We start from the raw sequence: 19,418 nt of genomic DNA on the forward strand, positions 1-19,418 counted from the left end.
GACTGCTGTCCCAACGGCCCGCCTTTTGGTGGGCCGTTGTGTTTTGGTTACAGGATACGGCTGGCGACTGACGCGCCGCTCGCGTACAAATTGCGCTTATCGATCACCCGGCTTTAAGGCTGACAATGCGACTGGCTTTCCCGACTTTACTGTTCACTGCCGTGGCCCTGCTATTGGGCGCCGCCGGTGTGAACGCCACCCCGCAACATGCGTTGACCGTCTATGGCGAACCTGCCAAATACCCGGCCGGTTTCAGCCACTTCGACTACACCAATCCGCAGGCGCCCAAGGGCGGCACCATGCGCCGCTCGGCGATAGAGATCGGGCATTTCGATCACATCCTGCCTTATATAGATAAAGGCATCGGCGTCACCCAGATCGACGGCATGCTCTATTCGCCGCTGGCCCAGCGCTCGATGGACGAGCCCTACACGGTCTATGGCCTGGTGGCGCAAAAGATGGAGCGCTCGGAGGATGGTCTGTCGCTGCGCTTCTTCATCGATCCCAAGGCGCGTTTTGCCGACGGCAAGCCGATCACTGCCGAGGACGTGCGCTACACCTATGACCTGTTGATGACCCAGGGCAGCCTGCGCTATCGCACGCAGTTCGCCGACGTCAAAGGCGTGGAAGTGGAAGCGCCGCTGACCGTGCGCTTCGATTTCAAGAGCAACGAGAACCGCACCCTGCCGCTGGACATTGCCACCCTGCCGGTGTTTCCCGAGCACTGGTGGAAAACCCGCGACTTCGCCGGTGGCGGTGGCTATGAACCACCACTGGGCAGCGGCCCGTATCGGGTCGGCAAGGTCGACTCCGGGCGCAGCATCACCTTTGAACGCAACCCCGACTGGTGGGGCAAGGACCTGCCGGTCAGTCGCGGCCTGTATAACTTCGATCACTTCAGCATCGAATATTTCGGCGACACCGATGTCGCCCGCCAGGTATTGCGCGGCGGTGCCTATGACTACAACCGCGAGTTTTCCGCCACCGGCTATTCGATCGGTTACGACAGCCCTGCGCTGAGTGACGGACGTTTGCAGAAAGCCCACCTGGCCACCGAGGCCCCGCAATCTGCGCAGGGCTTCGTGTTCAACCTGCAGAAACCGATGTTCCAGGATCGTCGGGTGCGCCAGGCGCTGGCGATGCTCTGGGATTTCGAGTGGAGCAACCGGCAGATGATGCGCAACATGTACATCCGCCAGCAGAGCTATTTCTCCAATACCGCACTGGCAGCCCGCGAGTTGCCGGATACCGCCGAGCTGAAAATCCTCGAGCCGTTGCGCGGGCAGGTTCCCGACGAAGTGTTCACCCAGGTCTTCGAGGCGCCGAAAACCGATGGCAGCGGGCTGATCCGCGACAAGCAACTGCAAGCCCTGGAACTGCTCGAACAGGCTGGCTGGAAACCCGAGGGCGACCAACTGGTCAACGCCGAAGGCGAACCTTTGAGTTTCACCTTTCTGGTCAGCCAGAACGGTATGGATCGCCTGCTTCTGCCTTACAAGCGCACGCTGAAGCAGATCGGCATTGAGCTGAATATCCGTCGCATCGACTCCTCGCAATACGTCAATCGCCTGATGAGCCGTGATTACGACATGATCGTCACCGGCTACCCGGTCAGCACGTCTCCGGGGGGCGAGTTGCTCAACTACTTCGGTTCGATATCGGCCAACGACCCCGGCGCCAACAATTACATGGTGCTGAAGAATCCGGCGGTCGACACCCTGATCAACGGCCTGATCCGCGCGTCGACCCAAAGCGACATGTTGCACTACGCCCACGCTCTGGACCGGGTGCTGCAATGGAACTACTACTGGATTCCCAACTATTACCCGCCGGGCACCTCCACCGTCTGGTGGAACCGCTTCGGCATGCCGGCGATCCAGGCCAGCAATGACGAAGCCATCGAGAGCTGGTGGGAAATCAGCAGCACGCCGTTGACCAACCAACAGATGACCGCCGAAAAAATCGGCCGTGGCAGACCCGGAGGACCGCACTGATGTGGGCATACATTCTGCGGCGCCTGCTGCTGATCATTCCGACGCTGGTGATCATCCTGCTGGTCAATTTCGTGATCATTCAGGCCGCACCCGGCGGCCCGGTCGAACAGGCCATCGCCCATCTGCAAGGCATCGGCGGTGCGAGTGTCGGCGGCAGTTCCAGCGAAACCATGAGCAACACTTCGCGTGCCAGCCGTGGCCTCGACCCACAACTGATCAAGGACATCGAAAAGCAGTACGGTTTTGACAAACCGGCGCATGAGCGGCTGTGGCTGATGCTCAAGAACTACGCGCAGCTGGACTTCGGCAAAAGCTTTTTCCGCGGTGCGACGGTCACCGATCTGATTCTGGAAAAAATGCCGGTGACCATTTCCCTCGGCTTGTGGGCGACGCTGATCACCTATCTGGTGTCGATCCCGCTGGGCATCCGCAAAGCGGTGCATCACGGCAGCCATTTCGACATCTGGAGCAGCACCGCGATCATCATCGGCTACGCGATGCCGGCGTTTCTGTTCGCAATGTTTCTGATCGTGGTGTTTGCCGGTGGCACGTCATTGAACTGGTTTCCAGTGCGCGGTCTGGTCTCGGACAACTTCGAATCGCTGTCGACCCTGGGCAAGATTGCCGATTACTTCTGGCACCTGGTGTTGCCGGTGACGGCGCTGGTGATTGGCGGCTTCGCCACGCTGACGATCCTCACCAAGAACTCGTTCCTCAATGAAATCACCCGCCAGTACGTAGTCACCGCCCGCGCCAAAGGCTTGAGCGAGCGCCGCGTGCTTTACGGCCATGTGTTCCGCAATGCGATGCTGCTGGTGGTCTCGGGGATTCCGCAGGCGTTCATCAGTGTGTTCTTTGCCGGTTCGCTGTTGATCGAAGTGATCTTCTCCCTCGACGGCCTCGGCCGCATGAGTTACGAAGCGGCGGTTTCTCGCGACTATCCGGTGGTGTTCGGCTCGCTGTTCATCTTCACCCTGTTCGGCCTCCTGATAAAACTGATCGGCGACTTGTGCTACACCCTGGTCGACCCACGTATCGACTTCGCCGCGAGGAACGCCTGATGTTCAAGCTCTCGCCTCTGGGCCGTCGCCGTTTCGCGCGATTCAAGAAAAACCGCCGTGGCTGGTGGTCGTTGTGGCTGTTTATTGGACTGTTCGTGGTGACGCTAGGCGGTGAACTGATCGCCAATGACAAACCACTGGTGGTCAGCTATCAGAACCAGCTCTACTTCCCGGTCCTCAAGCGCTACACCGAACAGGAGTTTGGCGGGCAATTGCCGTTCCAGGCCGATTATCGCAGTGACTATGTGCAGAACCTGATCCGCAAGGACGGTGGCTGGCTGCTGTTCCCGCCAATCCCGTTCAGCGACGACACGCCCAACTACGACCTCAATCAACCTGCGCCGAGCCCGCCCTCAAAGGTCAACTGGCTCGGCACCGACGATCAGGCGCGTGATGTGTTGGCGCGGGTGATTTTCGGTGCCCGGGTATCGATCCTGTTTGCCCTGATGCTGACCGCCGTCAGCGCGCTGATCGGCATAGCTGCCGGCGCCCTGCAAGGCTATTACGGCGGTTGGGTCGATCTGCTCGGGCAGCGTTTGCTGGAGGTCTGGAGCGGATTGCCGGTGCTGTACCTGCTGATCATTTTGTCCGGCTTTGTCGAGCCGAATTTCTGGTGGCTGCTGGGGATCATGGCGCTGTTTTCATGGCTGGCACTGGTGGATGTGGTGCGCGCCGAGTTCCTGCGCGGGCGTAATCTGGAATACGTCAAAGCGGCGCGCGCGTTGGGCCTGAGCGACCGCAAGGTGATTTTCCGGCACATCCTGCCCAATGCGATGAACGCGACGCTGAGTTACTTGCCGTTCATTCTCACCGGCGCAATTTCCACCCTTACCGCTCTCGACTTCCTCGGTTTCGGCATGCCCGCCGGCAGTGCCTCGCTGGGCGAGCTGATTGGCCAGGGCAAACAGAATCTGCAAGCGCCGTGGCTCGGGCTGACGGCATTCTTCACCCTGGCGCTGATTCTTTCTTTACTGGTGTTCATCGGCGAAGCGTTACGTGACGCGTTCGACCCTCGATCCTGAAGTGTGACCATGACTGATAACCTGATCGAAATCCGTGACCTGAACGTCGCCTTCCATGGCCAGCCGGCGGTGCGCGACCTGTGCCTGGACATCCGGCCCGGCGAGTGCCTGGCGCTGGTCGGCGAGTCGGGCTCGGGCAAATCGGTGACTGCGCATTCGATTCTGCAGTTGCTCCCCGAAGGCGATGCGCAAACCAGCGGCAGCATTCGCTATCGCGGTCAGGAGCTGCTCGGCGCCGATCCGAAGGTCCTGCGTGAACTGCGCGGCAACCGGATCGCGATGATCTTTCAGGAGCCGATGACCTCGCTCAATCCGCTGCACACCATCGAAAAGCAAATCGGTGAAACGCTGCTGGTGCATCGTGGCCTGGGCGGTAAAGCGGCGCAGCAGCGGATTCTTGAACTGCTGGAACTGGTGGGTATTCAGAAACCCAAAGAGCGCCTCAAGGCCTATCCGCATCAACTGTCCGGCGGCCAGCGGCAACGAGTAATGATCGCCATGGCGCTGGCTTGCGAGCCGGAACTGCTGATCGCTGACGAGCCGACCACGGCGCTTGATGTGACAGTGCAACGCAAGATCCTGCTGCTGCTCAAATCCCTGCAACAACGCCTGGGCATGTCGCTGCTGCTGATCAGTCACGACCTCAATCTGGTGCGCAGCATTGCGCAACGGGTGTGCGTGATGAAGGCTGGCGAAATCGTCGAGCAAGCCCCGTGCGAAACCCTGTTTACCGAACCGAAACACCCTTACAGCTGCGTGCTGCTCAACGCCGAGCCGGAAGGCGAAGCCCTGCCCCGCGATGAACGCGAGAACGTGCTGGAGGTGGACGATCTGCGGGTCGAGTTCGTCGTCGGTGGCGGGCTGTTCCAGCGCAAACAATATTTGCGCGCGGTGGACGGCATCAGCCTGAATATCCAGCGCGGCAAAACCCTGGGCATTGTCGGTGAGTCCGGTTCGGGCAAGTCGACCCTGGGCCAGGCGATTCTGCGGTTGCTCGATTCCGAGGGCAGTATCCGTTTTCAGGGCACCGCCCTCGACGGTCTCGATCAGAAGCAATTGCGACCATGGCGTCGGCAGATGCAGGTGGTGTTTCAGGATCCGTTCGGCAGCCTCAGTCCACGTATGTCGGTGGCGCAGATCATCAGTGAAGGGCTGGAGGTGCATTGTCAGTCCAGCGCCGATGAGTGCGATGCACAGGTGATCCGTGTACTCAAGGAAGTCGGCCTGGACCCGGAAAGCCGTCATCGCTACCCGCACGAATTTTCCGGTGGTCAGCGCCAGCGTATCGCAATCGCCCGGGCGCTGGTGCTGAAACCGGCACTGATCCTGCTCGACGAACCGACGTCAGCCCTCGATCGTACCGTGCAGAAACAAGTGGTCGCCCTGCTCCGCGATCTTCAGGAAAAACACGGCCTGACCTACCTGTTCATCAGCCACGACCTGGCGGTGGTGCGGGCGCTGGCGCATGACATGATCGTGATCAAGGACGGCAAAGTGGTCGAGCGCGGTGCCAGCCACGAGGTGTTCGACTCGCCGCAGCATCCTTACACCAAGGAGCTGTTGGCGGCGGCGCATCCGGGGTAGGCATAATCGGCGCTTGCCTTGATACCGAGTCGCGGCCTTCGCGAGCAAGCTCGCTCCCACAGGGATTCGGGTTGTACCCAAATATGGGGTACCCCAGAGAAACCTGTGGGAGCTGGCTTGCCAGCGAGGAGGCTCGAACAGACAACCCAAATTCCGGATCCGCCAACCCATGAACACCACCGAAAGTCTCAAGGACTACCAACGCGTGCGCACGCTGGCGATCCGCTCGCTGTTCGAGATCATCGAGCAGTCCAGCGAAGGCACGGTGATTGTCGATCGTGATGCGAACATCGTCTGGATGAACGAACGCTATGCCCGGCGTTTTGGGCTGGAGTCGGCGAAAAAAGCCATCGGCCAACCCTGCGAAAGCGTGATCCCCGGCAGCTTGTTGCGTGAAGTGGTGCGCACCGGCCGGCCGATCCTGCTGGACATGCAGGACACGCCGAAAGAGCCGCTGGTGGTGATGCGCCTGCCGATCCACGACGATGCCGGGGCGGTGATCGGCGCCATCGGTTTTGCCCTGTTCGATGAATTGCGCAGCCTGTCGCCGATGCTCAAGCGCTACCTGAGCATGCAGGAAGAACTCGCCTCGACCCGCTCGCTGCTGCGGGCGCGGCAGACCAAATACAACTTCGCCCATTTCATTGGCACCAGCAGCGCCAGCCTCGAAGTCAAACGCCGCGCCCGCCGCAGCGCCAGCGCCGAATCCCCGGTATTGCTGCTCGGCGAAACCGGCACCGGCAAGGAGTTGCTGGCTCAGGCGATTCACAGCGCTTCGCCACGGGCACATAAAGCCTTCGTCAGCATCAACAGCGCTGCAATCCCGGAGGCGTTGCTCGAAGCGGAATTCTTCGGCACCGCGCCTGGCGCGTTTACCGGCGCTGACCGCAAGGGTCGAACCGGCAAGTTGCAGATCGCGCAGGGCGGCACGCTGTTTCTCGATGAGATCGGTGACATGCCGTTGCCGCTGCAGAGCAAACTGCTGCGGGTGCTGCAGGAAAAAGAGTTCGAGCCGGTTGGCTCCAACGACGTGATTCAGAGCGATGTGCGAGTGATCGCGGCGACTTCGACCGATCTGCAAGCCGCGATCAAGCGCGGTGAATTCCGCGCCGACCTTTATTACCGCCTCAACGTGCTGCCGATCCAGGTTCCGCCGCTGCGCGAACGCCTCGACGATCTGCCAGCGCTCAGCGAGGCGATCCTTGAAGAGCTGCGCAGTCAGCATGAGCTGAGTCGCGCAGCGCTGGAATTGCTCGGACAACATGCGTGGCCGGGCAACATCCGTGAGTTGCGCAACGTGCTGGAGCGCGCGGCGCTGCTCAGCGATGACCTGATCCTCACCGAAGAAGATATTCGCGCTGCGATCGGCACCTTTACCCCGGTTGAACGCCCGTCGGTGTCGACGCTGGAACCGTTGGCGGAAGAGACTTTTGCCGAGGCGCGGCAGCGGTTTGACCGGCAGCTGATCCAGTCTGCCCTCGCGCAATGTGCGGGCAAAGTACCGGAGGCGGCGGCTCGACTGGGACTGGGACGCTCGACGCTGTACAAGAAGATGCTGGCCTTGGGCATCGCCGAGTCTCAATAAAGAGACTTAAGTCTCCACAAAAAGACAACAACAAAAGCTTCGCGAGCAAGCCCGCTCCCACAGGGAATACGCATTCCAAATGTGGGAGCGGGCTTGCTCGCGAAGGCGTCAGCCCTCTCAACAAAAATCTCCAGAAGGAGACAACCCTTCAACTCTCAACACGCTGAAACCTATAAAACCCTTACATTTCAATGATTTGAATATCTGGCACAGATCTCGCTAAAGCCTCTCCTGCACCCGCTTCACCCACAAAAATAACAATCTTTGGAGACACTCCATGAGTGTGATCATTGCCTTGGCAGCCCTTGCGCTGCTGATGCTCGCCGCCTACCGTGGCTACAGCGTCATCCTCTTCGCCCCGATTGCCGCCCTCGGCGCTGTCCTGCTCACTGACCCTTCCGCCGTCGCCCCTGCCTTCACCGGGGTGTTCATGGAGAAAATGGTCGGTTTCATCAAACTGTATTTCCCGGTGTTTCCTGCTCGGTGCCGTGTTCGGCAAGTTGATCGAATTGTCGGGGTTCTCCCGTTCGATCGTGGCCGCAGCGATTCGCTTGCTCGGCACGCGTCAGGCGATGCTGGTGATCGTGCTGGTCTGCGCCCTGCTCACTTACGGCGGCGTGTCGTTGTTCGTGGTGGTGTTTGCGGTGTATCCATTTGCCGCGGAAATGTTCCGCCAGAGCAATATCCCCAAGCGCCTGATCCCGGCGACCATCGCCCTCGGCGCGTTCTCCTTCACCATGGACGCCCTGCCCGGCACGCCACAGATTCAAAACATCATCCCCAGCACCTTCTTCAATACCACCGCGTGGGCCGCGCCGTGGCTGGGGGGTGATCGGCACGATTTTCGTGTTCTGCGCCGGCATGCTGTTCCTGCAGCGCCAACGCAACAAGGCCCAGCGTGCTGGCGAAGGTTACGGCACCGAGCTGCGTAACGAGCCGGAAACCGCCGAAGACCTGAAACTGCCGAACCCATGGATCGCCCTGTCGCCGCTGCTGGCGGTGGGCATCATGAACCTGCTGTTCACCCAGTGGATTCCGCAGTGGTACGGCAAGACCCACAGCCTCGCGTTGCCGGGGATGGCCACGCCGGTGACCACGGAAATCGCCAAGCTCACCGCAATCTGGGCGGTGCAGGCGGCATTGCTGATCGGCATCCTGATGGTGTTGGTGTTCGGCTTCAAGGCGATCCGCAGCAAACTCGCCGAAGGCAGCAAAAGCGCGGTCAGCGGTGCACTGCTGGCGGCGATGAACACCGCCTCGGAATACGGTTTCGGTGCGGTAATCGCTTCGTTGCCGGGCTTTCTGGTACTGGCCGACTGGCTCAAGCAAATCCCCAATCCGCTGGTCAACGAAGCGATCACCGTGACCCTGCTGGCGGGTATCACCGGTTCGGCGTCGGGCGGCATGAGCATTGCTCTGGCGGCGATGTCCGAGCAATTCATCGCGGCGGCGCACGCGGCGAACATTCCGCTGGAAGTGCTGCACCGCGTGGCCGCGATGGCCAGCGGCGGCATGGACACCCTGCCGCACAACGGCGCGGTGATCACCCTGCTGGCGGTCACTGGCCTGACCCACCGCGAGGCCTATAAAGACATTTTCTGTATTACGCTGATCAAGACCCTGGCGGTCTTCGTAGTGATCGGCACTTTCTACGCCACTGGCATTGTGTGAGGTATTCATGACGACTCTTTCGGGCAAGACCGCACTGGTCACCGGCTCCACCAGCGGCATCGGTCTGGGCATCGCGCTGAGCCTGGCCAAGGCCGGCGCCAATCTGATTCTCAACGGTTTCGGTGATGCGTCGAGCGTGATCGCCGAAGTCGGCCAGTTTGGCGGCAAGGTCGGTCATCATCCGGCGGACGTCAGCGATCCGGCGCAGATTGCCGACATGATCGCTTACGCCGAACGCGAATTCGGCGGCGTCGACATTCTGGTCAACAACGCCGGGATTCAGCACGTGGCGGCCGTGGAGGAGTTTCCGGTGGAGCGCTGGGACTCGATCATCGCGATCAACTTGTCATCGGTGTTCCACAGCACCCGCCTCAGCTTGCCGGGGATGCGCGCCAAGGGCTGGGGGCGGATCGTCAACATTGCCTCGGTGCACGGCCAGGTCGGCTCGACCGGCAAAGCCGCGTATGTTGCGGCCAAGCACGGCGTGATTGGTTTGACCAAAGTGGTCGGCCTCGAAACGGCTACCAGTAACGTCACCTGCAACGCGATCTGTCCGGGCTGGGTATTGACGCCGCTGGTGCAGAAACAGATCGATGATCGTGCCGCCAAAGGCGTCGATCCGCAGCAGGCGCAGCATGATTTGCTGGCGGAGAAGCAGCCGTCGCTGGAGTTCGTCACGCCGCAGCATCTTGGGGAATTGGTGTTGTTTCTATGCAGCGAGGCTGGCAGCCAGGTGCGCGGGGCGGCGTGGAATATTGATGGGGGGTGGTTGGCGCAGTAATGCTGCGCCCCTGTGGGAGCGAGCCTGCTCGCGATAGCGGTGTATCAGCCAACATCAATGTTGAGTGTAATTCCGCTATCGCGAGCAGGCTCACTCCTACAAGTGATGTGTCATGAACAACACAACAAGAGGCAAACCAATGTCCGACCTCCTCTGGCAACCCGACGCCGAGCGTATCGCCCAATCGCGCATGGATCAGTTCCGCCGCGACATCAATCAGCGCCATGGCCTGGCGCTGAGCAGCTACACCGACCTGCACCGCTGGAGCGTGGAACAGCGCGAAGCGTTCTGGCAGGCGATCGTCGATTTCTTCGACATCCGCTTTCACACCCAGCCCGACGCCGTCCTGCGTGAAGGCGCGCAGATGCCCAGTGCCGAATGGTTTCCCGGTGCGACCCTGAACTTTGCCGAGCACCTGCTGCGCCGTCGTGACGATGCAGTCGCGGTGATTGCCGTGGCGGAAAACGGTCAGCGCGAACAGCTGACCTGGGCCGAACTGGCCGAGCACGTCGCCGGTTTTCAGGCCAGCCTGCAAGCCGCCGGTGTCGGCCTCGGCGACCGCGTGGCCGCGTGCATACCCAACACCTGGCAGACTCTGGTGGCGATGCTCGCGACCACCAGCCTCGGGGCGATCTGGTCGTGCTCGTCGCCGGACTTCGGCACCCACGGCGTGATCGACCGTTTCGGCCAGATCGAACCCAAAGTGTTGATCACCTGCGCCGGCTACCGTTACGCCGGCAAAGACATCAACCAGACCAGCAAGATCAACGAAATCCTCGCGCAACTGCCATCGCTGCAGCAGTTGATCATCGTGCCCTACGCTCGCGCGCAGACCCGTACCGAGGATTACCAAACCCACGCCAACGTGACGTTGTGGGACGAGTTCTACCAACCCGGCGGCGAACCGCGGTTTGTCCCGGTGCTGTTCAATCACCCGTTGTACGTGTTGTATTCCAGTGGCACCACCGGCGTACCGAAATGCATCGTGCACAGTACTGGCGGCGTGTTGCTGCAGCATGCCAAGGAACACGGACTGCACGTCGATCTCGGCCCCGGTGACCGGTTGTTCTACTACACCACTTGCGGCTGGATGATGTGGAACTGGCTGGTCTCGGCCCTCGCGGTCGGCAGCGCGGTGGTGCTGTATGACGGCTCGCCGTTTCACCCGGGCCATGAGCGCTTGCTCGACCTGATCGACGACGAGCGCATCAGTGTGTTCGGCACTAGCCCCAAGTTTCTCGCGACACTGGAAAGCAGCGGTTTAAAGCCTGCGCACAGCCATAATCTGAGTAGCCTGAAGACCCTGCTCTGCACCGGCTCCGCGCTGTCGCCGCAGAGTTATGACTTCGTCTACCGCGACTTCAAGCCCGATGTGTGCCTGGCGTCGATGTCCGGCGGCACCGATGTGGTGTCGTGCTTCGTCAACAGTAATCCGCTGTCGGCGGTGCGCCGCGGCGAAATCATGGGCAAGAGCCTGGGCATGGCGGTTGAAGTGTGGAACGACGCCGGCGTTGCCGTGATCGGCGAAAAAGGCGAGCTGGTCTGCACCCGGCACTTCCCGGCGATGCCCGTCGGGCTGTGGCATGACCCTGACGGCGCAAAACTGCGCAAATCCTATTTCAGCCTGTTCCCCGGTGTCTGGGCCCAGGGCGATTACGCCGAGCAATTGCCCCACGGCGGGATGCTGATCCACGGCCGCTCCGACGCCGTGCTCAACCCCGGCGGCGTGCGCATTGGCACGGCGGAAATCTATCGTCAGGTCGAGAAAGTCCCGCAGGTGCTGGACAGCGTGGCGATCGGGCAGCAATGGCAGGACGACGTGCGCGTAGTGCTGTTTGTCCGTCTGCAGGATGGCGTGACGCTGGATGACGCCCTGAAACAGCAGATCCGCCAGATGATCCGCGCCAACACCACACCGCGCCATGTGCCGGCGAAGATCGTCGCGGTGACCGATATTCCGCGCACCATCAGCGGCAAGGTGGTGGAACTCGCGGTGCGCAATGTGGTGCACGGTGAGCCGGTGAAAAATACCGATGCGCTGGCCAATCCCGAGGCCTTGGAGCAGTTCCGCAATCGCCCGGAATTGTCGGACTGATCCCAATCCCTTGTGGGAGCGGGCTTGCTCGCGAAGGCAATCTGTCAGTCGATAACAATGTGACTGATACACCGCTTTCGCGAGCAAGCCCGCTCCCACAGGGGTGAGGTGTTAATCCATCAAGCCCCAATCGCCTGATATTGGGGGCGCCGGCAGCGGCCCCGCAATAGCCCGGAGCTTTCGGATTAGCACGCCATACCCTTGTGGGAGCGGGCTTGCTCGCGAAGGCAATCTGTCAGTCGATAACAATGTGACTGATACACCGCTTTCGCGAGCAAGCCCGCTCCCACAGGGGTGGGGTGTTAATCCATCAGGCCCCAGTCGCCTGATGTTGTGGGTGCGGGCGCCGGGCCCGCCTCGGTGTGCAGTTTCAAACGCAGGCGCAGGTTGTTCTGCGAATCGGCATGCTTGAGCGCTTCGTCTTCGCTGATCACGCCCTCCACCACCAGCCCGTACAGCGCCGCGTCGAAGGTCTGCATCCCGACCTCGCCAGACTTTTCCATGATGCCCTTGAGTTCGCCCAATTCGTTGCGGCGGATCAGGTCGGCGATGGTCGGGGTGCCGAGCATCACCTCGACCGCCGCCCGGCGCTGACCGTCCAGCGTACGCACCAGCCGTTGCGAGACGAACGCCTTGAGATTGTTGCCCAGCGCATGCAGCAACTGCGGGCGGCGTTCTTCGGGGAACAGATTGACGATACGGTCCAGCGCCTGATTGGCGTTGTGCGCATGCAGCGTCGACAGCACCAGGTGCCCGGTGTCGGCGAATGTCAGCGCATGCTCCATGGTTTCGCGGTCACGGATTTCGCCGATCAGCACCACATCCGGGGCCTGACGCAGGGTGTTTTTCAGCGCCGCATGGAAACTGCGGGTATCGACGCCGACTTCGCGTTGATTGATGATCGAGCGCTGGTGCCGATGGATATACTCCACCGGGTCTTCGATGGTGATGATGTGCCCGCTGCTGTGGCGGTTGCGGTGATCGATCAGCGCGGCCAGCGAAGTGGACTTGCCGGAGTCGGTGGCGCCAACGAACAGGATCAGCCCCTGTTTGAGCATCACCGTTTCCAGCAATACCGGCGGCAGTTTCAGGTCTTCGAAGCGCGGGATATCGAGTTTGACGTTGCGGATTACGATTGACACATCATTGCGTTGCTTGAAGATGTTCACCCGAAAACGGCCGATGCCTGTACGTGAAATCGCCAGGTTCATTTCCAGATCCCGATCGAACTCGCGCCGTTGCTCGGCGTCCATCATGGAGTTGGCGATAGTCTCGACCTCGCCGGGCTTGAACGGCCGCTCGCTGAACGGCGTCAGCACGCCATCGATGCGCGCACTGGGTGGCGCTCCCGTGGACAGGAACAGGTCAGAACCGTGCTGGCTCGACAGACGGAGCAACAGTGCATCGATTTCCATGGCAATAAGCACCCGCGAAGCATTCAATGAACAGAAATGACCCGCTGTCGTGACGTAACGGGTCATACAGCGTCTACCGCAAGTGCAAGAATAGTAGATGCCAACGCACTGACCGACGCTCAGGATACATGTGATGAACGCAGCACCCTCCCCCGATGACGCCCAAGCCCTGATCGCCCGTACCGACTGGAGCCGCACGCCGTTGGGCGCTTCTGGCACCTGGCCGCAAAGCCTGCGCACCGCGGTGGACATCGTGATTCACTCACCGATGCCGATGCTGCTGTTGTGGGGGCCGCAGCTCACGCAGATCTACAACAATGGCTTTGCGATGCTCGCCGGCAGCAAGCATCCGCACGCTTTCGGACAGCCCGCGCACCTTATATGGCCAGAACTTCAGGACTTTACCGACCCGATTTATCGAGCCGTCCTACAAGGCCAGGTGCGCACCTACAGCGAGCGGCGATTTACCCTGCAACGTGAAGGCGTAGAGTCCGACTTCTGGCTGGACCTGACCTACAGCCCCATCCGCGATGAAAGCACGCAAGTGGCCGGAATCCTGGTGACGGCCATCGAAACCAACGAACGCCGGCGCATCGCCCTCGAATTGCAACGCCGTTCCGAAGAAAGTCTCAAGGCTCAGCGCGACACTGAAGAACGCCTGCAACTGGCGCTGGCCGCCACCGATGCGGTTGGCACCTGGGATTGGGACATCGGCGAAGACCGCTTCATCGCCGACGCGCATTTCGCCCAGTTGCACGGCATCGACCCGGCACAGGCCGGCCAGTTGCCGATCAGCGACTACCTGCAAGGCGTGCACCCCGAAGACCGCGCGCTGATCGCCCGCAGCATCAAGCACTGCATCACCCACGGCACCGAGTACGCCGAGGAATATCGCCTGCTCAAAGCCGACGGCGAGCTGCGTTGGGTGTTTGCCCGGGGCCGCTGTTACAAGGATCACCACGGGCGACCCGTGCGCTTCCTCGGCGCAGCGCTGGACCTGACCGAGCGCAAGCACACCGAGCAGGCGCTGCGCCAGAGCCAGACGGAATTGCAGCTGATCATCAATGCAATGCCGATCCTCATCAGTTACGTCGACCACGAAGAGCGCTTCCGCCTGAACAATGCGGCGTATCTGGACTGGTACGGCCTCACGCCGCAGGAGCTGTATGGCCGCACCATTCGCGAAGTGATCGGCGAAGAAGCCTACTTCCTGCGCGCGCCGTACATTGCCGAGGCGCTGGCCGGGCGGCCCTGCTCGTTCAGCCTGTACACCCCGCACCGTGATGGCAGCAGCCGTCATGCGCTGATGAACTACCTGCCGCGCCACGGTGCCGATGGCGCGGTCAACGGTTTCTACATTTTTGTGATCGACGAAAGCGAACGGAAGAAGACCGAAGAAGCGCTGCGCAATCTCAATGAAACCCTCGAGGAACGGGTCAGCGCCCGCACCGAACAACTGGCCCAGGCCAATCAGCGCCTGCAAAACGAGATGTTCGAACGCGAGCGCGCCGAAGATGCATTGCGCCATGCACAAAAAATGGAAGCGGTCGGTCAGCTCACCGGCGGTATCGCCCACGACTTCAACAACATGCTCACTGGAATCATCGGCAGCCTCGACCTGATGCAGCGCTACATCGCCGACGGCCGCGCCGATGAAATCGGCCGTTTCACCGAAGCGGCGGTGTCGTCGGCAAACCGAGCGGCGGCGCTGACCCATCGGCTGCTGGCGTTCTCGCGCCGGCAGTCGCTGGACCGCAAGACCCTCAACGTCAACGAACTGATTCATTCGCTGGAAGATTTGATCCGCCGCACCAAGGGCGACCCGATCGAACTCACGCTGCGCCTGGCCGACGATGTCTGGCCGATCAGCACCGACGTCAGCCAACTGGAAAATGCCCTGCTCAACCTGGTGATCAACGCCCGCGACGCCATGCCCGATGGCGGCGAACTGCTGATCGAAACCGCCAACGTCTACCTCGACGGCAACGACATCACCACCCTCGAACCGGTCAAGGCCGGCGACTACCTGATGCTGGCGGTCAGCGACAACGGCACCGGCATGACCCCGTCGGTACGGGCCAAGGCGTTCGATCCGTTCTTCACCACCAAACCGATTGGCCAGGGCACCGGGCTGGGGCTGTCGATGATTTATGGTTTCGCCCAGCAGTCGGGCGGCCATGTCAGCCTCGACAGTCTGCCGAATCAGGGCACCTGTGTGCGCTTGTACTTGCCGCGTCTGAACCTGCTGGAACCCGAACGGCCAGTTGTGGAAACCCTCGGTGCAGCGCCGACGGCCACTTGCGGGGAAACCGTGGTGGTGGTTGAGGATGACCCGGCGGTGCGCATGCTGGTGCTCGATCTGCTCAAGGAGCTGGGTTACCTCGCCCACGAAGCCGCCGACGCCAGCGCCGCCCTGCCGCTGCTGGAATCGGAGCTGCGTGTGGATCTGCTGGTGACCGACGTTGGTCTGCCGGGGATGAATGGCCGGCAACTGGCGGAAATCGCCCGCCAGCACCGCCCAGGCCTGAAAGTGCTGTTCATGACCGGTTACGCGCAGAAAGCCGCCGAGCGTCAGGGCTTTCTCGAGGATGGCATGGACATGGTGGCCAAGCCGTTTTCGATTGAAGTGCTGGCCAACAAGATCCGCGAGATGATCAACCAAACGCCGTCACTTGAGGCATAATCCCGCGCCCCGCCGTCACCCCGTTACAGGTATCGCACGATGAAAGCCCAAGCCCGCCACATTCTGGTGAAAACCGCCGAAGAGGCCGAACAACTCAAGCAACGCATTGCCAAGGGCGAAGCGTTCGATGTGCTGGCGAAGAAATACTCGACCTGCCCGTCCGGCAAACGCGGCGGTGATCTGGGTGAAGTGCGGCCGGGACAGATGGTCGGTGCGATTGATGCGGTGATTTTCAAGAAGCCGCTGCGCACGGTGCACGGGCCGATCAAGAGCAAGTTCGGCTATCACCTGGTGCAGGTGTTTTTCCGCGATTGAGTGTTGGCTTCAGGGCCTCTTCGCGAGCAAGCCCGCTCCCACAGTCTGGAATGCGTACCCTGTGGGAGCGGGCTTGCCCGCGAACCGATTGCGCAGCAAGCGGCCATCCACCGCTTACCTGGGAATCAATGCCCCCGGCACCTGAATCACCCGACTTGCCAGCCAATGCCCCGCCTGCGCCGCCTCGACCGGACTGCCACCCAGCAAACGCCTGGCCAGATACGCCGCGCTGAACGAGTCCCCCGCCGCCGTCGTATCCACCACCTTCTCGACCTGCTGCGCCGGCACTTCGAACGCCTCATCATCGCAGCGAATCAGACACGCCTCGGCGCCACGCTTGAGCACCACTTCCGGCGTGCCGATCTGCGCGTACGCCTCGAACACCGCGTCGCAATCGGCAAAATGGAACAGCGCCTGCTCGTCATCCACGGTCAACAACGCCAGATCGACATGCGGCAACACGCTGCGATAGGCCGCCCGCGCCTCTTCCTGTGACGCCCACAAGCGTGGCCGATAATTGTTGTCGAAGACGATCCGCGCATCGCGCTGGCGGGCTTCGATCAGGGTCTGGATCAAGCGTTCGCGGCCCTTCGCACCTAACACTGCGAGGGTGATGCCGCTGAAATACAGCACATCGTAGTCCGGCAGCGCCGCCAGAATCGGCTCCGCCGCCGGGGTGGTGAAGCAATCGCGCACCGCCGCTTCATTGCGCCAGTAGAGGAAACGCCGCTCACCGTTGGCGTCGGTCTGAATGCAGTACAGACCCGGCAAACGACCGGGCAGACGCTGCACCATGTCGAGGCCAATGCCTTCATCGGCCCAGCTCTGGCACATGGCGTCGCTGAAGCTGTCGTCACCGAGCGCGGTGACGTAATCGACCTGGGCCTTGTCGCCGAGAGCGCGGGACAGGTACACCGCGGTGTTCAAGGTATCGCCGCCGAAGCTTTGCTGCAGGCTGCCATCGGCGCGGTGCTGGAGTTCGATCATGCATTCACCGATCAGGGCGATGCGCGGAGTGTTCGGGCCCAGGGGGCTGAGGGTGCTCATCTTGTGCAGTCTCTGTTGATTCGCGGATGTCTGGACTGGCGCCTTCGCGAGCAAGCTCGCTCCCACAATTTGGAATGCATTCCCTTGTGGGAGCGAGCTTGCTCGCGAATGGCCACGACTCGGTCTGAAGCCTTAGAAACAAGTCTCCATGCTTTCGACCACGGCCAACTGCTCATCCACCAGCAACCCCACCCGCCACTTGTCGAACGTCAGGCACGGGTGCGAGGTGCCGAAGGAAATGATATCGCCCACCCGCAATTCAACCCCCGGCGCCACGCTCATGAACGCATGCTGGTCCATCACCGCCGTCACCTTGCACGCGCCGACATCGTCGCCCACCGCCGGCAACACACCGGCCTTGTAACGCAGCAACGGCACCGGCAGCCCGGCATCAAACGCCACGTCACGTTTGCCGAGGGCGATCACCGCGAAACCCGGCTCCGGCATCGACTGTACATGCGCCCAGACCTCCAGTGCCGGACGCAGGCCTTCGTGCAGATCGCCGCGACGATCCAGCACGCAGCACTGCGCTTCCTTGTAGATGCCATGGTCATGCGCCACGTAACTGCCAGGGCGCAGCACACTGAGGAAGCGTCCGCTGGCGTTCTGCGTTTCGAACGACTCGGCAATCAGGTCGTACCACGCCGAACCCGAGGCGGTGATGATCGGCTTGGCAATGGCAAACGCGCCGCTGTCCTGCAACTGCACCGCCAGACGCACCAGCGACGCGGCGAATTCACGAATGCCGCTGACCGCGTGATCGCCATGGATCACCCCTTCGTAACCCTCGATGCCGGTCAGAGCCAGCGCCGGTTGCGCGTTGATCGCCTGAGCCAGCGCGATGACTTCCTGCTCGCTGCGGCAACCGCAACGGCCACCGACCACGCCGTATTCGATCATCACGTTCAACTTGACTCCGCGCGAAGCGAAGTAGGCGCCGAGATCGGCGACGTTGTCCGGGTGATCGACCATGCAGTAAAAATCGAAATCGGCATCGGCCAGCAGATCGGCAATCAGTGCCATGTTCGGCGTGCCGACCAGTTGGTTGGCCATCAGCACCCGGCGTACACCGTGGGCGTATGCGGCGCGGGTCTGGGTGGCGCTGGCGAGGGTGATGCCCCAGGCGCCGGCGTCGAGCTGACGCCGGAACAGCGCCGGGGTCATGCTGGTCTTGCCGTGGGGCGCGAGCTCGGCGCCGCTGTCGCTGACGAACTTCTGCATCCAGCGAATGTTGTGCTCCAGCGCCTCGCGGTGCAGCACCAGCGCCGGCAGGCTGACGTCACGCACAAGGTGCGCACCGATGGCGGCTTCGCCCTTTTCCACAGCGGTATTGATGGCAGTCGTCATGCTTGAACTCCTCACTGTCGCGGCCGCAGGCAGCCGCGGTTATTCGTTGATGCGCCGGGCGAGGCTGTTAGCGCTCTCGATCAGCACCCGGCGATAGTCGTCGTAATTGTTCTTCGCATCGGCCCGTGGGGCGACGATGCACAGGGTGCAGATGGCCACGCCACTGGGGTCTTTGACCGGCGCGGCGAAGCAATGGGTGAAGGTGTCGGCCACGCTGTCGAACGAGAAGAATCCGTCGATGCCGGCCTGGCGGATCTCCGCCAGAAAGCGTTCCAGCGGCAGGCGCTCGCCGTCGGGCAGGATGTAGTCGTCCTCGTCGATCAGGTCGATGATCTGCTGGTCGCTCAAATGCGCCAGCAGCAAGCGCCCGGACGCGGTCCACGGGATCGGTGCATTTTCGCCAATGTCGGAAGAAATGCGGAAATGCCGCTCGCCCTCCTTCATCAGTGCCACCGTGTATTTGCGACCGTTGAGCAGGCACATCTGCGCGGTTTCCCGGGTCTGGCTGACGATCTCCTGCAACGCGTGATCGGCCTCGCGGCTGAGGTCGAAATGGCGCAGGTGCGCCTGCCCGAGGAAGTACAGCTGGCGACCGAGATAGACGTGACCGTCCTTGCCCACCGGCTCCAGAATCCGTCGTTCCAGCAGTGACGCCACCAGTTCGTAGACCGTGGATTTCGGGCTGCCGATGCCATTGGCGATGTCGTTCGGACGCAACGGCTGGCCGATCTCCTTGAGGAAATCGAGGATATCGAACGCCCGGTCCAGACCACGGGCCCGGCGTTTGATGGTGTCTTCGGTCATGTCAGTGGTTCCCA

General features: G+C 61.7%; 13 protein-coding genes and 1 pseudogene. 10 read left to right on the forward strand and 4 right to left on the reverse strand.

What is annotated here, in order from left to right; all coding sequences use genetic code 11:
* Window positions 1-125 precede the first annotated feature (125 nt).
* The 8 genes and pseudogenes from E3Z29_RS18080 to E3Z29_RS18120 all read left to right on the forward strand — a co-directional run bounded on the left by E3Z29_RS18080 (window position 126) and on the right by E3Z29_RS18120 (window position 11,793).
* On the forward strand, window positions 126-1,994 hold the full coding sequence (locus tag E3Z29_RS18080) for an extracellular solute-binding protein (protein WP_134786508.1): 1,869 nt from the start codon (window positions 126-128) through the stop codon (window positions 1,992-1,994).
* A complete protein-coding gene (locus E3Z29_RS18085; RefSeq protein WP_027612667.1) occupies window positions 1,994-3,055 on the forward strand; it encodes a microcin C ABC transporter permease YejB in 1,062 nt (353 codons plus the stop codon). Before E3Z29_RS18080 ends, E3Z29_RS18085 begins: the two co-directional genes overlap by 1 nt.
* Window positions 3,055-4,077, forward strand: coding sequence for an ABC transporter permease (locus tag E3Z29_RS18090; protein ID WP_134786509.1), 1,023 nt, complete (start codon window positions 3,055-3,057; stop codon window positions 4,075-4,077). The genes E3Z29_RS18085 and E3Z29_RS18090 overlap by 1 nt, the downstream gene beginning before the upstream one ends.
* A gap of 9 nt (window positions 4,078-4,086) precedes the next feature.
* Entirely contained in the window at window positions 4,087-5,661 is a 1,575-nt protein-coding gene (locus E3Z29_RS18095) for an ABC transporter ATP-binding protein (protein WP_134786510.1), read from the forward strand.
* A 169-nt stretch (window positions 5,662-5,830) separates the two neighbouring features.
* The gene (locus E3Z29_RS18100) at window positions 5,831-7,246 is read left to right on the forward strand and encodes a sigma-54-dependent Fis family transcriptional regulator (RefSeq protein WP_098964177.1); all 1,416 of its coding nucleotides are present in this window, start codon (window positions 5,831-5,833) and stop codon (window positions 7,244-7,246) included.
* Between the two features lie 277 nt (window positions 7,247-7,523).
* Window positions 7,524-8,917, forward strand: a pseudogene (locus E3Z29_RS18105) (GntP family permease).
* Between the two features lie 7 nt (window positions 8,918-8,924).
* Window positions 8,925-9,698, forward strand: coding sequence for a 3-hydroxybutyrate dehydrogenase (gene hbdH, locus E3Z29_RS18110; RefSeq protein ID WP_047294787.1), 774 nt, complete (start codon window positions 8,925-8,927; stop codon window positions 9,696-9,698).
* A gap of 139 nt (window positions 9,699-9,837) precedes the next feature.
* A complete protein-coding gene (locus E3Z29_RS18120; RefSeq protein ID WP_134786511.1) occupies window positions 9,838-11,793 on the forward strand; it encodes an acetoacetate--CoA ligase in 1,956 nt (651 codons plus the stop codon).
* A 302-nt stretch (window positions 11,794-12,095) separates the two neighbouring features.
* Here E3Z29_RS18120 and E3Z29_RS18125 read toward each other — a convergent pair whose 3' ends face one another.
* Entirely contained in the window at window positions 12,096-13,208 is a 1,113-nt protein-coding gene (locus tag E3Z29_RS18125) for a PilT/PilU family type 4a pilus ATPase (protein WP_134787593.1), read from the reverse strand.
* A gap of 133 nt (window positions 13,209-13,341) precedes the next feature.
* Between E3Z29_RS18125 and E3Z29_RS18130 the strand changes: the two genes are divergently transcribed.
* Window positions 13,342-15,891: a PAS domain-containing protein gene (locus tag E3Z29_RS18130; protein ID WP_134786512.1), complete on the forward strand. Its 2,550-nt coding sequence runs from the start codon at window positions 13,342-13,344 to the stop codon at window positions 15,889-15,891.
* 39 nt (window positions 15,892-15,930) lie between these two features.
* Window positions 15,931-16,206: a peptidylprolyl isomerase gene (locus E3Z29_RS18135; RefSeq protein WP_003225447.1), complete on the forward strand. Its 276-nt coding sequence runs from the start codon at window positions 15,931-15,933 to the stop codon at window positions 16,204-16,206.
* Window positions 16,207-16,320: 114 nt separating this feature from the next.
* Here E3Z29_RS18135 and E3Z29_RS18140 read toward each other — a convergent pair whose 3' ends face one another.
* From E3Z29_RS18140 to E3Z29_RS18150, 3 genes are all read right to left on the reverse strand, one after another.
* Window positions 16,321-17,253, reverse strand: a complete 933-nt coding sequence (locus E3Z29_RS18140) for a sugar kinase (RefSeq protein WP_134786513.1) — start codon at window positions 17,251-17,253, stop codon at window positions 16,321-16,323.
* A 132-nt stretch (window positions 17,254-17,385) separates the two neighbouring features.
* Entirely contained in the window at window positions 17,386-18,600 is a 1,215-nt protein-coding gene (locus E3Z29_RS18145) for an amino acid deaminase (protein WP_134786514.1), read from the reverse strand.
* Window positions 18,601-18,639: 39 nt separating this feature from the next.
* A complete protein-coding gene (locus E3Z29_RS18150; protein ID WP_027612656.1) occupies window positions 18,640-19,404 on the reverse strand; it encodes an IclR family transcriptional regulator in 765 nt (254 codons plus the stop codon).
* Between the last annotated feature and the right edge of the window lie 14 nt (window positions 19,405-19,418).

Source organism: Pseudomonas sp. S150 (assembly GCF_004526365.1).
GTDB classification, from domain to species: domain Bacteria; phylum Pseudomonadota; class Gammaproteobacteria; order Pseudomonadales; family Pseudomonadaceae; genus Aquipseudomonas; species Aquipseudomonas putida_A.